This window comes from Sphingobium sp. D43FB, from assembly GCF_002312805.1.
Classification (GTDB): Bacteria; Pseudomonadota; Alphaproteobacteria; order Sphingomonadales; family Sphingomonadaceae; genus Sphingobium.
This window is the reverse complement of sequence record NZ_NMUA01000004.1, coordinates 80,705-94,099: the sequence shown is the minus strand read 5'-3', so window position 1 is coordinate 94,099 and position 13,395 is coordinate 80,705. Positions and strand designations below refer to the sequence as shown.

The 13,395-nt window shown below is 63.2% G+C and carries 10 protein-coding genes; 4 read left to right on the top strand and 6 right to left on the bottom strand.

All coding sequences use genetic code 11. The features are described 5' to 3' along the window. Positions 1-83: 83 nt before the first annotated feature. Complete coding sequence (clpB, locus tag SxD43FB_RS05260) at positions 84-2,663, top strand: ATP-dependent chaperone ClpB (RefSeq protein WP_096061285.1); 2,580 nt, start codon at positions 84-86, stop codon at positions 2,661-2,663. Between the two features lie 46 nt (positions 2,664-2,709). Here the strand turns inward: clpB and SxD43FB_RS05255 are convergent, their stop codons facing one another. Next, positions 2,710-2,967, bottom strand: a complete 258-nt coding sequence (locus SxD43FB_RS05255; protein ID WP_255245605.1) for a hypothetical protein — start codon at positions 2,965-2,967, stop codon at positions 2,710-2,712. Positions 2,968-3,032: 65 nt separating this feature from the next. Beyond that, positions 3,033-4,313: an aspartyl/asparaginyl beta-hydroxylase domain-containing protein gene (locus SxD43FB_RS05250; protein WP_176482677.1), complete on the bottom strand. Its 1,281-nt coding sequence runs from the start codon at positions 4,311-4,313 to the stop codon at positions 3,033-3,035. 103 nt (positions 4,314-4,416) lie between these two features. On the opposite strand from SxD43FB_RS05250, the gene SxD43FB_RS05245 reads away from it, so the two are divergent. Then, positions 4,417-5,457, top strand: coding sequence for a hypothetical protein (locus SxD43FB_RS05245; protein WP_255245604.1), 1,041 nt, complete (start codon positions 4,417-4,419; stop codon positions 5,455-5,457). A gap of 108 nt (positions 5,458-5,565) precedes the next feature. On the opposite strand, the gene SxD43FB_RS05240 is transcribed toward SxD43FB_RS05245, so the two are convergent. Next, a complete protein-coding gene (locus tag SxD43FB_RS05240) occupies positions 5,566-8,586 on the bottom strand; it encodes a TonB-dependent receptor (protein ID WP_096061282.1) in 3,021 nt (1,006 codons plus the stop codon). 393 nt (positions 8,587-8,979) lie between these two features. Between SxD43FB_RS05240 and SxD43FB_RS05235 the strand changes: the two genes are divergently transcribed. After that, positions 8,980-9,528: a hypothetical protein gene (locus SxD43FB_RS05235; RefSeq protein WP_176482676.1), complete on the top strand. Its 549-nt coding sequence runs from the start codon at positions 8,980-8,982 to the stop codon at positions 9,526-9,528. 19 nt (positions 9,529-9,547) lie between these two features. Here SxD43FB_RS05235 and SxD43FB_RS05230 read toward each other — a convergent pair whose 3' ends face one another. Genes SxD43FB_RS05230 through xseA form a run of 3 tightly spaced genes read right to left on the bottom strand, consistent with a single transcriptional unit; the run spans position 9,548 to position 12,110 of the window. After that, the gene (locus SxD43FB_RS05230) at positions 9,548-10,384 is read right to left on the bottom strand and encodes a M23 family metallopeptidase (RefSeq protein ID WP_096061281.1); all 837 of its coding nucleotides are present in this window, start codon (positions 10,382-10,384) and stop codon (positions 9,548-9,550) included. Continuing rightward, complete coding sequence (locus SxD43FB_RS05225; protein WP_069065681.1) at positions 10,381-10,593, bottom strand: DUF2093 domain-containing protein; 213 nt, start codon at positions 10,591-10,593, stop codon at positions 10,381-10,383. Before SxD43FB_RS05225 ends, SxD43FB_RS05230 begins: the two co-directional genes overlap by 4 nt. Positions 10,594-10,613: 20 nt before the next feature. After that, positions 10,614-12,110 (bottom strand): exodeoxyribonuclease VII large subunit, encoded by a 1,497-nt coding sequence (gene xseA / locus SxD43FB_RS05220; protein ID WP_096061280.1) that lies wholly within the window; start codon positions 12,108-12,110, stop codon positions 10,614-10,616. 7 nt (positions 12,111-12,117) lie between these two features. On the opposite strand from xseA, the gene purD reads away from it, so the two are divergent. Beyond that, on the top strand, positions 12,118-13,395 hold the full coding sequence (gene purD, locus SxD43FB_RS05215; RefSeq protein WP_096061373.1) for a phosphoribosylamine--glycine ligase: 1,278 nt from the start codon (positions 12,118-12,120) through the stop codon (positions 13,393-13,395).

The window sequence follows — 13,395 nt, the reverse complement described above, 5'->3', positions numbered from 1 at the left end:
ACGCGCCTGCGGAAATTGCGTATCGCCCCTTGTGTGGTTTTTGGGCAACACCACATGAGGGGCAGCATTACGAAGGGCATGTTATGAACCTCGAAAAATTCACCGACCGCGCCAAAGGCTTCCTGCAATCGGCGCAGACCGTCGCGATCCGCATGAACCATCAGCGGATCAGCCCGGACCATCTGTTGAAGGCGCTGCTGGAGGATGAGCAGGGCATGGCATCGGGCCTCATCAAGGCGGCTGGCGGCGACGCGCCCACGGCGCTGCGCGAAACCGACGCGGCGCTGGCGAAAATCCCCGCCGTCTCAGGCAGCGGCGCGCAACAGACGCCGGGCCTCGACAATGACATAGTGCGCGTGCTGGACTCGGCCGAACAGGTCGCAGCCAAGGCGGGCGACAGCTTCGTCACCGTCGAGCGGCTGCTCCTCGCGCTCACGCTGGCCACCACCACGGCGGCGGGCAAGGCGTTGGCGGCTGCCGGCGTGAAGCCCGAAGCGCTCAACGCCGCGATCAACAGCCTGCGCCAGGGCCGCACCGCCGACACGGCGGGCGCGGAGGATCGCTATGACGCGCTCAAGAAATTCGCCCGCGACCTGACGCAAGCCGCGCGTGACGGCAAGCTCGATCCCGTTATCGGCCGCGACGAAGAAATCCGCCGCACTGTCCAGATTCTCGCCCGCCGGACCAAGAACAACCCTGTCCTGATCGGCGAACCGGGTGTCGGCAAGACCGCCATCGCCGAAGGGCTGGCGCTGCGCATCGCCAATGGCGACGTGCCCGACACGCTCAAGGACCGCACGCTGATGGCGCTCGACATGGGCGCGTTGATCGCCGGCGCCAAATATCGCGGCGAGTTCGAGGAACGGCTAAAGGGCGTGCTGGACGAAGTGAAGGCCGCCGAGGGCCATGTCGTCCTCTTCATCGACGAAATGCACCAGTTGATCGGCGCGGGAAAATCCGAAGGCGCGATGGACGCGGGCAATCTCTTGAAGCCCGCCCTCGCGCGCGGTGAGTTGCACTGCATCGGCGCGACCACGCTCGATGAATATCGCAAATATGTCGAGAAAGACCCCGCGCTCCAGCGGCGGTTCCAGCCCGTATTCGTCGGCGAACCGACGGTCGAGGACACCATCTCGATCCTGCGCGGCCTCAAGGAAAAATATGAACTGCATCATGGCGTGCGGATCACCGACGGTGCGATCGTGTCGGCGGCAACGCTCTCCAACCGCTACATCACCGACCGCTTCCTGCCCGACAAGGCGATCGACCTGATGGACGAGGCCGCCTCGCGCCTGCGCATGGAGGTGGAGTCCAAGCCCGAAGAGATCGAGAATCTCGACCGCCGCATCATCCAGCTCAAGATCGAGCGGGAGGCGCTCAAGAAGGAGAGCGACCAGCCCTCCAAGGACCGACTGTCCGCGCTGGAAGCCGACCTTGCCAATCTGGAGCAGCAGTCGAGCGAACTGACCAGCCGTTGGCAGGCGGAAAAGGACAAGATTGCGGGCGAAGCCAAGATCAAGGAACAGCTCGACGCCGCCCGGCTGGAACTGGAACAGGCGCAGCGCGCGGGCGATCTCGCGAAGATGAGCGAGCTGTCCTATGGCACCATCCCGGCGCTGGAAAAGCGGCTGGCCGAAGCGGCCACCGCGTCGGAAGGCGCGATGCTGCGCGAGGAAGTGACCGCCGAAGACATCGCTGGCGTCGTCGCCCGCTGGACCGGCATCCCGGTCGAACGGATGCTGACCGGCGAGCGCGAGAAATTACTCGCGATGGAGGAGACGCTGGGCAAGCGCGTCATCGGCCAGGCTCATGCCGTCCGTGCCGTATCGACCGCCGTCCGCCGCGCCCGCGCGGGACTACAAGACCCCAACCGGCCGCTCGGCAGCTTCCTGTTCCTCGGCCCCACGGGCGTCGGCAAGACCGAGCTGACCAAGGCGCTGGCCGGCTTCCTATTCGACGACGACAATGCGATGGTCCGCATCGACATGAGCGAGTTCATGGAGAAGCATAGCGTCGCCCGGCTGATCGGCGCGCCTCCGGGCTATGTCGGCTATGAGGAAGGCGGCGTCCTGACCGAAGCCGTGCGCCGTCGTCCCTATCAGGTCGTCCTGTTCGATGAGGTCGAGAAAGCCCATGGCGACGTCTTCAACATCCTGCTCCAGGTGCTGGACGACGGCCGCCTGACCGATGGGCAGGGCCGCACGGTCGATTTCACCAACACGATCATCGTGCTGACATCGAATCTGGGCAGCCAATATATCGCAGGCCTCGCCGACGACGAGCCGGTCGAAAAGGTCGAGGATCAGGTGATGGAGGTCGTGCGCGGCCATTTTCGGCCTGAATTCCTCAACCGTCTGGACGAGGTCATCCTGTTCCACCGCTTAGGGGCCGCGCATATGGCCCCGATCGTGGACATTCAGGTGGCGCGGGTCGGCAAGCTGCTCAAGGACCGCAAGATCACGCTCGACCTGACAGACGGCGCCCGCGCCTGGCTCGGCCGCGTCGGCTATGATCCGGTCTATGGCGCGCGGCCGTTGAAGCGCGCGGTGCAACGCTATCTGCAAGACCCCCTGGCCGACATGATCCTGCGCGGCCAGGTGCCCGACGGATCGACCGTGCGGGTCGAAGATGGTGATGGCGCGCTGGTGCTGGGGGTCAGCTAAAGGACGAGGGCGTTGCGATCGACCGCAACGCCCTTCCCCACCCGGATCAGCCGTTCGGGTTCATGCCCGCCCGGCTGCGCGAAATCAGATCGTCTGCGTCGCGGTTCTGCTGCTCGCTGATCTTGCGCCATTCGGCGTTGGTGCGGCAAACCCGCTCCTTCTTCACCAGCGATCCCGTCACGGCGAACTTGCGGCAGCGGGTAGCGTTGGGATCATTTTTGTCCAGCTGCGGCGCTTCCTGCGCGAGCGCGGGAAGCGCCATGACGATCAGGCCCGACGCCATCATTGCCTTGATAAATCGCACTGCAAATCTCCTCGAAAAGGCGGTGGCGGTGTCCCTGCACTATGGGCCATCCGCCATGCCGTCCATCAGATACGGGGCAACATCTTGTCTGCCTTACTCGCATCGGCTGTGGCATAGAATTGCTTTAATAGCTGCTGCTCCGCAAGCGACAAATGCGGGTTCCACACGTCGAATATCAGCACCACGCGCAGATGATCGGATTCATTCCAGGCTTCATGATCAATCGTGTCGTCGAAGGCGAAGGCTACACCCTCTTCCCATGCCCTGGTTTCGTCGCCGACGCGGAATAAGCAACCCGGCGGAACGATCAGCGGCAGGTGGACGATGGCGCGGGTATTCGTAACGCCGGTATGCGCGGGAATATGGCTTTTGGGCTTCAGCAAGGAAAAGAAAGCCGACGGTGCCCGCCCTGGAATATCGGCGCGGGGTAGCGCTTCCAGCGCCGCCACGGTTTGAGGACAGGCCGCACACACGGCTTCGTTACGGACCCCATATTCCCACAGAAAGGCTGCCCCCCAGTCGAGCGAACCGTCCAGCGCCGTCCACTTGTTCAGGGGCGTTCCGGCATCCTGCCGCACATAGGGACGGATGTTGCCACCGTCGCGCGCCACCATCGCCAGAAACTCCGCGCGGATGACCTCGGTTTGCGCCTCCAACTGCGCCATCCAGGGGAAATGGTGGCGATCGAAATATTCGTCGGCCGGCAGGAAGGGATAGTGCAGGCCCGAACAATGATTTTGGTGAATGATCCGCCGTCCGAACTCACGGTCAAGGCAAGCCTGAAATCGCCGACGCGCGGTCGGATCGGCGCTGCCCAGCGGTTCCGCAACCCCTGCCTCGATATAGGCCGCGAAGCGCGCCTGATGATCGCTCACGAAGCGGCGCGCATCGGCCAGCGTGTCAGCCAGTGGTGCCGGAATGTCCGTCAATGCGGCGGCGAGCGCCAGGACTTTGCTCCAACTGCTCGCAGCATCCTGATCCTCGCCCAGTCGCTGTTGCAATTGCGCCATGCGGATTTGCGCCATCAGGTTGCGCTGATCGATGGCGAGTGCGCGGTCGAGTGCCGCTCTTTCTCCTGGCGCGTCGTCCAGGCCGCGATGGGCCGAAGCAAGGTTCATCCAGAGCGCCGCCTCATTCGGGTCGGCCTGCGCAGCGCCCAGAAAATGGGTGGCGGCATTGGCAAAGTCGCGATGGTCGAGCGCGATCAGACCTAGCAGGTTGAGCGTCTGGGGATCGCTAGGTTGGCGGGCAAGCGCCTGGCCGAGCAATATTGCGGCGTCAGCCCCATGCCCTCGCCGCCGCAAGTCCCCGGCTTGCTGCACCAATCGTCCGACCGTCTCATCCATAAAGCCCCCCAGCTATTGCTGACCATGGCTACCATAAGACCGGGGAGTAGCAAGCAGGGGAATAAGCCCGGCTTGTGCGGCTGGTGCGCGCATGCGAAAGTAGATGCGTATGAACGCCGCTTTTCCGCCCTTGGCCAATGCCATGGCCACAGCCCAGTGGCTGGCCCATCGATACGATCCGGGCCATGATGCCTTTCATTTCGTGGACGTGCCCCGCGCCCATCATGCCGCCATTCCTTTCCTGACGGATGACAATCTACCGAGCGCCGGATCGCCGCTGATCGTCCGGCGGAGCGATGCGATGACGCTCGCGCCGCCACCGGGCCCGATCCATTTCATCTTCCATTCCGCTTATTGCTGCTCGACGCTTCTGGCTGCTGCGGTAGACCTGCCGGGTATTGCGATGGGCCTGAAGGAACCGGTGCTGCTCAACGACATCGTCGGCTGGCGACATCGTGGCGCAAAAGGCCCGGACGTCGCGCGCGTTCTGGACGAAAGCCTGCGGTTGCTGGCCAGACCCTTCGCCATGGGCGAGGCGATCGTCGTCAAGCCGTCCAATATCGTCAATCCCCTGATCCCGGCGATCATGGCATTACGGCCTGACGCGCGCGCAGTGCTGCTCCATGCGCCGCTCGACGCTTATCTCGCTTCGATCGCACGCAAAGGGCTGGCGGGGCGGCTTTGGGTGCGCGACCTGTTCGGCAAGCTGATGAATGAGGGAATGCTCAAAGCCTTGGGGATAGCGCCTACGGACTATCTTGGCCTGACCGATATACAGGTCGCGGCCGCAGGCTGGCTCGCCCAACAGCTCCAGTTTCAGTCTTTATGCGACAAGCTGGGTTCCAGGGTCGCTACGCTTAACAGCGACGTCCTGATCTCACGGCCGCAGGACGTTCTTGCAAGTTTGGCAAAATTGTTCGACCTCGCCATCGACGCGGACACCATCGCCGCGATCGTGAGCGGGCCGGTATTTACGCGGGATGCCAAAACGGGGAGCGAGTTTGGCACCGGGCAACGTCAGCGCGATGCGCAACAGGCTATCAGCCTATATGCTGACGAAGTTGAAAAAGTGGGTCATTGGGCGCGCGTGATCGCGCACAATATCGGCATTTCAGAAGCATTGCCACGGCCGCTGCTTCCCTAGACATCAACCGAACGGATCAATCGTCACGTCAACCACAGTTGTCAGCCCATAAGAAAAGGGGCCGGTGTCGCCACCGGCCCCTTTCTTTTCATGCTCGATCCAAAAGGATCAGAAGCGCAGCTTGGCAGCCACGGTGAAGCGACGGCCCAGCGCGTCGTAGGTCGACGGATAGACGTTGCCGCTGTTGTAGCTGGTCGAGCCGATCGAGTTACCGACAACCTTGGGCTGGTTGTCGAGCAGGTTCTGAACGGTCATCGTGATCGTGACTTCATCCGAAGCATGGAAACGACCGGTGAGGTCGAAATAATGCTCGGCCGGGATGGTGTTGAAGTCCACATCCTTGCCGTTCAGCGTGCCAACGAAGGCGTCGCCGTCTTCATACTTCACGCCATCGATATAGCGCCACAGCACCGACAAGTCGAACGACTTGAAGCTGAAGGTGTTGCGAACCGACCAGGAGAATTCCGGCTGGATCGACGCGCAGTTGACCGAATAGAGGCCAACGCATTCGCGGTTGATCGAGGTCGGGGTCGCCTGGAAGGTCGAGCTGTTCGTCCAGTTGCCGGTGGCAGCCAGCGCCCAGTTGGTGAAGCCCAGGTCCTTGTTGTAGTTCAGCGAGACGTCGATGCCGTCGGTTGCCAGCTTGCCAAGGTTCGACAAGGGCTGGAACAGGCCGGGCGTGGTCGCAGCTTCACCGAACAGTTCACCCGTGGCCGGGTTACGACGGATGACCGTGCAGGCCTCGCTGGTCGCGCTGGCAGCAGTGACATTGTCGAAGCACGCATCGATTACGTCACCAGGGGTCGGGCTGGTGATCGCACCAGTGATCTTGATGTTGTAATAGTCGACCGTCAGGCTGAGACCGGGCGCGAAGGTCGGCTGGAGAACAGCGCCGATGGTGTAGCTGTTCGACTTTTCAGGACCAACGTTGAGGTTGCCGCCCGTCGTCGTATTCACCTGACCAGCAGGATCGTTCGTGATCGAACCGATCAGTGCGGCAGGAGCGCCTTGTGCAATACACACTGCGCGCAGGTCCGCATTCTGGGCCGGTGCCGAACCAGCGCAAGGATCGACGTCCAAGTTGGTGAGAACCGTGTTCAACGGCGCGAACAATTCGGCAATGTTAGGCGCACGAACCGCACGAGCATAGTTGCCGCGGATCTTGATACCATCAACCGGGGTCCAGCTACCGCCAGCTTTCCAGGTCGTGGTGTTGTAGCCCGAAGCACCTGCGGCATCGATCTTGTAATCCGAATAGCGGATACCGGCTTCGAGCGTCAGATCCTGGAAGAACGGCTTGTCCTGAACCAGCGGCAAGATCAACTCACCAAAGGCTTCATAGACTTCGTAGCCGCCGTCGATGTTCGGAGCCGCACCGCCAGCACCGCCCAGATCGCCCGACTGCGAGAGCAGATCGGATACCTGGCTGGCACCATATTTGCGATATTCGCCGCCGATCGCGAAGGCGACCTGATCGCTCGCCCAAGGCGCAGCGAAGCCAACATCGCCGCTGATGGTTCCCTTGACCTGCGCCAGCGAGGTCTTGGTGATGATCTGGCTGTCCGCGTTCAGAAAAGCATTCTGTTCGTCGGTGATCGAACCGTCAGGGCCGAAGATGTTGAGCGGGACGCAACCGTTGGAGTCATCAAGGCAGGTCGTTGTATTGGTAGCCTGCACCGCCTGACGCACGCGCGAGTTCAGCCAGTAACCCTGCTGGGTCTGCACGTTTTCGGATTCGCCATAGGCACCCGAAACATCCCAATCGATCGAATCGGTGATACCGCCACGCGCGCCGATCTTGTAATCGAAGAAAGTGGTGGTGAAGTCCGAAATGCGCGGGCCCAATTCTGTCGCGCGACGCGACAGTACGGTGGAAACCGTGCGATAGTCTGGGTTAGCCGTGCCGTCGGCCAGGGTCGGCTGAGCCGTCGCTGCGGCATCGCACTGGGCTTGCGTGAAGCGTGCCGTGTAACCGACACCGGGATTGGTATCGAATGCGCAGAATGCGTTACGCTGTGCAGCCGATAGATAAGGATTGCTCAGCGGAACATCGACCGCGATGCCGAAGGCACCGGACGGGGCAATGATCGTGCTGACGGTGTTCTTCGAGAAGATACCGCGCGAGTAGACTTCCACCGCGTCGCTGACTTCGTAGCGACCCGCAGCGTACATGTTGAAACGTTCGAACGGCGTCTGGAAGATGTTGAAGGGGTTGAAGTTGTAGGCATCGAACGCCGAAGTCGGACGGAACGCGCCACCAGCGGCAGTAACCTGACGGTTGCCCTGGACAGCGTTACACGCAACCTGGCCTGCTTCACCGCAACCCGTGGTGATCGAATCAGCGCCGGTCGTGTTGACGTTGGTGAAACGCGAAGGGGTCGACGTGCCCGAACCACCGCTTGCACCGCTGAACGAATCGATCGCGGAGACGGCGAAAGGACGATCGCCCTGATAGACTGGGTCGGACTGCTGATAGCCGACCGAGAACACGACGTTGCCGCGGCCATCGTCGAAATTCGCACCCAAGGTCAGGTCGGCGCGCACGTAATTGCCATCACCCTGTTCGGTGATCTGATTGGCAATATTGGCTTCCATGCCGGCAAAGTCGGACTTGGTGATGAAGTTCACCACGCCGGAGATCGCATCCGCGCCATAGGTGGTCGATGCACCACCGGTCAGCACTTCGACGCGCTCGATCAGGGCCAGCGGGATGTTGTTAAGATCGAACAGGCCGTTCAGTTCGGCGGGAACCAGACGGTTGCCATCGATCAGCACGACGTTGCGGTTTTCACCCAGGTTGCGAAGGTTGACGAACGAAGCGCCGCCATTGCCGTTGTTGACGGCCGAACCGACGCTGGGAACGATACCCGGAATTTCGCGGAGAACTTCTTCAGCGGTGTTGTTCTGCTTCAGTTCGATCTGGTCGGCGGTGGTCGCCGTTACCGGGGTCGAACGTACCAGGTTCGGATTGCGGATCAACGAACCGGTAACGATGATGGTGTCGCCCGCTTCTGCACCAGCGGCCTGCGGCGCTTCCTGTGCGAATGCGGCGGTTGCGATCAGCGACGCGCCCAGGATCGCCGGTGCGGCGCTGGCACGCAGAAGTGCCCTCTTTGAAAATGTCTTCACGGTCCAGTCCCTTGCTCTGGAGGTTGGCAGATGACCTGCCACTCTATGTACCTACGGAGGGATAAGGTGCCCGACAGCGATCCCCCCATATGCATGGCCGCGAAACTGCGCGGGGAGCAGGGCGCTGTAAAGCGCGGGAAAAGGGCATTCACCGCTTTTGAATGGGGCTGTATCATAAATGCAACAAGCGCGTGCTAGAGCTGTTTTACGGCTGATTAGTAACATAATTTCGCGAATGCGCCCTGTTGCGATCCATTGATGTCTGCGCGTCGATCCTGCTCGACTGAAAATGGCGCAGACGCGACTGACCGTGGCGATCCTGCGATATATTGACCTTGTTTTCAGCCGATGCATGCTAGGGCGTGGACGGGTCGATTGAAGAGGAGAGACGGCATGAAGCGCTTGAACACCGGACTGATGGGCGTGTTTTTGTGCCTCACTACGGTCAGCGCGAGCGCCGCGCCGCAGCGTCAGCAGCCCCGGCCGGAGATTTTCACCGACCTGCTGCAATGCCGATCCATCACGCAGGATGCAGAGCGATTGGCCTGTTTCGACCGTCAGGTCGGCGCGATCGACGCCGCTGCGCAGCGCGACGAAGTGGTGGTGTTGGACAAGAGCGAACTTAACAAGACGCGCAAGACGCTATTCGGTTTTTCCTTCCCCAAGCTGCCATTTCTGGGTGGCGGCGAAGAGGATGACAGTGGCGAGGCGAAGGTGGACGGCGTCGATCAGATCGAGGCGGTGATCACGTCGGTCCGCAGCCTGGGCTATGGCAAGTGGCAGATCGGGCTGGAAGATGGCGCTGTGTGGGCCACCACCGAAGCGATCAGCGCGCGCGACCCCAAGGTCGGACAGAAGATCGAACTCAAACGCGCCGCCATGGGCAGTTTCATGGGCAAGGTCGAAGGCGGCCGCGCAGTGCGGATGAAGCGGGTCAGCTAAACCGCTTCATCGCCCCTCTTCACCGTCCCTGCGGCATCGGCCCCGCGACCAGCAGCGGGTCGATGCGCGCGTCGTTCCACTTCATGCCCCAATGAAGATGCGGGCCGGTGGCGCGGCCGGTCGCGCCAATCGCGCCGATGCGTTGCCCCTGGGTCACAGTGTCGCCGGGCTTCACATCGATTCGCGACAGATGCAGGAAGGCGCTGTTGAGGCCATGGCCATGGTCGATCATCAGCAAATGCCCTTCCAGCGTAAAGGGCTTGGCCGCCGCCAGGATCACCACGCCATCGGCAGGCGCGACAACCGGCGTGCCGGTCGCGCCCGCCACATCGACGCCGCCATGATAGGCGCCCGGCTGCCCCTGATAGACACGCTGCGATCCGAACAGGCCGGAAATACGCCCCATCGCTGGCCAGATGAAGCGTTGCCGCCAGCCCCTGGCATCGGTGTTGAGCCTACGGGCGGCAGCGATCTGGGCCAGTTCGGGCCGACGCAGCGCCAGGAAGGCTTCCGTGCTTTTGGTGGGGCGCATCGGCGCGTTGATGCGCTCGATCCGCCAGGGGCGGGGCGCGATGGTCAGGCTTTTTTCGATCGTCCGCCCGTTGGCGAGCTGCGCCGTCAGTCGGGTGGTGGGCGCGGCGTCGCGGTCGAAGGCGATCAGGAAGCGGCCATCGGCATCGACCGGCACGACCTCCTCTCCCAGCCGAAGCGAGACTGTATCGGCAGGCGCGGTGCCAGCCACCACGCCGCCCTGCGTCATCGTGCCGGTAAGGCGGAGGTCGTCGGACAGGGGCGGTGCCGCCGCTATCGTTGTTCCCAAGACGGCAGGCAACAGAAGGAAGGCGAGACGATTCATGGAATGCGTTTCGCCGCGCGCTCCGCCTGAACCGAGGCTTCCGCGCTGGCATAGGGTTCCTGGCGGGCGATGCTCCAATAGCGCAGATCTTCGAGCGCGATCTTCTGCCCCGTGACCGCGCACAGCACATGATCGCCCGCCTGCAACACGCGGAAGCTGTAGGGCATATAATGAAGCCGGGCGATCCGGTCGCGGTTGGACATGAGCATCGGTCGGGCCTTTCAGAAGGTCAGGAGAAAAGATCCTGCTGCGGCGGTGCGTCGGCGCTGCGCGGTTTGCGGGACTGGCGTGGTGTGGACGATATAGCGGCAGGGTCCGGCTTCTCAAGCAAGGCTGCGCCCTGCCCGACCGTCGCATCGACCGTTCCATCCTTGAAATGCAGCGTCACCGCGCCTGCAGCCTGCGCCGCCGCGACGGATTGGACGAGCCGCCCCCCTGCCATCACGCGGGCATAGCCGCGCGCCAGCGGCCGGTCGGGATCAAGCGAGGTGAAATGACGCGACACCCGGTCGAAGGCCGTCGCGCGATCGGTCAAGACCCGCGCCAGATAATCGGGACGCGGCCGCAACCGTTCGAGCCGCTCACTTGCACGGGCGAGTTGCTGCTGGAGCAGCGCCGGTCGCAACGCACCGCCCGCCTGCCCCAGTTGCGCGCGGGCGTCGGCGATCCGGTGGCGCAGGCCGCTGGCCAGGGCTTCGGACAATTGATCGAGCCGCTGACGCTGCGGCGCAAGCAGCATGTCGGGGGTGGGCATCAGCCGCGCCTGCATGTCGAGGCGCTCTTTCGCCTGCGCGGCGTTGCGGCGAACCGCGCGTCCCGCCCGCAGGCCCATTTCAGCGAGGGTGGCGAGCAGGTCGGCGCGCACCGGTACCGCCATCTCCGCCGCTGCGGTCGGCGTAGGCGCACGGCGATCGGCGGCATGATCGCACAGCGTCGTGTCGGTCTCATGCCCGACCGCCGAAATGATCGGGATGGTGCAATCGGCGACGGCGCGGACGACGATTTCCTCGTTGAAACTCCACAAATCCTCGATCGACCCGCCGCCACGCGCGACGATGACGAGGTCGGGCCGGGGCACAGGGCCGTTGCCGTCCATGGCGGAAAAGCCGCGCACTGCCCGCGCGATCTGCTCGGCAGCACCATTGCCCTGCACCAATACCGGCCAGACCAGGACGTTGGTGGGGCAGCGGTCGGCAAGGCGATGGAGAATGTCGCGGATCACAGCGCCGGTGGGCGAGGTGACAACGCCGATGGTGCGAGGCAGAAAGGGCAAAGGCCGCTTGCGCTCGGCTGCGAACAGGCCTTCGGCAGCGAGTTTCGCCTTGAGCTTTTCGAGCAGCGCCATCAGCGCGCCTTCGCCCGCCAGTTCCATCCGCTCGATCACGATCTGATATTTGGAGCGGCCGGGATAAGTAGTCAGCTTGCCGGTGGCGATCACCTCCACCCCGTCCTGCGGGGAAAAGGCGAGGCGTTGCGCCCCGCCCTTCCACATCACGCCGTCCAGCACGGCATTATCGTCCTTGAGCGCGAGATAGAGATGCCCCGAAGCCGCCCGCTTGAAACCGGAAATCTCGCCGCGCAACCGGACATGGCCGAAGCGGTCCTCGACCGTGCGCTTGAGCATCCCTGACAATTCACTGACCGAGAGCGGCGGCGCGTTGTCCCCTGCGCGTTCCTCCGCTAACAGGCGGCCCATACTGTCATAGGCATCGAAATCCGGGGACATGGGCGACATGAATATCCTTTTGCTTGGCGGCGGTGGCCGCGAACATGCGCTGGCGTGGAAGCTGGCGCAATCGCCCCGGCTCGATACGCTCTACGCCGCGCCGGGCAACCCCGGCATAGCCGAGCAAGCGACGTTGGTCGACCTCGACGCGACGGATCATCGCACGGTGCTGGATTTCTGCATCCGCCATTCGATCGGTCTGGTGGTGATCGGTCCCGAAGCGCCGCTGGTGGACGGGCTGGCCGATAATCTGCGCACCATGGGGGTTCCGGTGTTCGGCCCCAACAAGAAGGCCGCGCAATTGGAGGGGTCCAAAGGGTTCACCAAGGATCTGTGTCAGCGCGCAAACATCCCGACCGCCGCCTATCAGCGCGTCACGTCCAAGGACGGCGCGATCGCCGCGCTCGACGATTTCACGCTGCCGGTGGTGATCAAGGCCGATGGGCTGGCCGCGGGCAAGGGCGTCATCATCGCCGAAACGCGGCAAGCGGCGCTCGATGCGCTCGACATCATGTTCTCCGGCGCGTTCGGCGCGGCCGGTGAGGAAGTGGTGCTGGAAGAGTTCATGACCGGCGAGGAGGCCAGCTTCTTTGCGCTGACCGATGGCAGCGCCATCCTGCCCTTCGGATCGGCGCAGGATCATAAGCGGGTGGGCGATGGCGACACCGGGCCCAATACCGGGGGGATGGGTGCCTATAGCCCCGCGCGCGTGCTGACGCCCGAACTGGAGCGCCAGGTGATCGACACGATCATCAAACCGACAGTGGCGACGATGGCGGCGGAAGGGATGCCCTATTCCGGCGTCCTTTATGCCGGGCTGATGCTGACCGACCAGGGACCAAAGCTGATCGAATATAATGCCCGTTTCGGCGACCCCGAATGCCAGGTGCTGATGATGCGCTTCGATGGCGACCTGGTCGATTTGTTGCTGAGCGTCGCGCAGGGGACGTTGGCCGAGCAGGGGCCGGTGCAACTGGCCGAGCGGACGGCGCTGACCGTCGTGATGGCCGCCAATGGCTATCCAGGCACGCCGGAAAAGGGCGGCGCGATACAGGGGATTGATGCGGCGCAGGCGCAGGGGGCGATGGTGTTCCACGCCGGGACGGCGCAACAGGGTGGCGCGCTGGTCGCCAATGGCGGACGCGTTCTCAATGTGACCGCAACGGGGGAGAGCGTCGGCGCAGCGCAGGCGGCCGCCTATGCCGCCGTCGATGCGATCGATTTTCCGACCGGCTTCTGCCGTCGCGACATTGGCTGGCGCGAGGTTAAGCGCGAACAGGCGTGA

Bases quoted from the DNA above. Each gene is read 5' to 3' on its own strand.
- clpB (WP_096061285.1), top strand. From the start codon at position 84: ATGAACCTCGAAAAATTCACCGACCGCGCCAAAGGCTTCCTGCAATCG.
- SxD43FB_RS05250 (WP_176482677.1), bottom strand. From the start codon at position 4,313: ATGGATGAGACGGTCGGACGATTGGTGCAGCAAGCCGGGGACTTGCGG.
- SxD43FB_RS05245 (WP_255245604.1), top strand. From the start codon at position 4,417: ATGCGTATGAACGCCGCTTTTCCGCCCTTGGCCAATGCCATGGCCACA.
- SxD43FB_RS05235 (WP_176482676.1), top strand. From the start codon at position 8,980: ATGAAGCGCTTGAACACCGGACTGATGGGCGTGTTTTTGTGCCTCACT.
- SxD43FB_RS05230 (WP_096061281.1), bottom strand. From the start codon at position 10,384: ATGAATCGTCTCGCCTTCCTTCTGTTGCCTGCCGTCTTGGGAACAACG.
- SxD43FB_RS05225 (WP_069065681.1), bottom strand. From the start codon at position 10,593: ATGCTCATGTCCAACCGCGACCGGATCGCCCGGCTTCATTATATGCCC.
- xseA (WP_096061280.1), bottom strand. From the start codon at position 12,110: ATGTCCCCGGATTTCGATGCCTATGACAGTATGGGCCGCCTGTTAGCG.
- purD (WP_096061373.1), top strand. From the start codon at position 12,118: ATGAATATCCTTTTGCTTGGCGGCGGTGGCCGCGAACATGCGCTGGCG.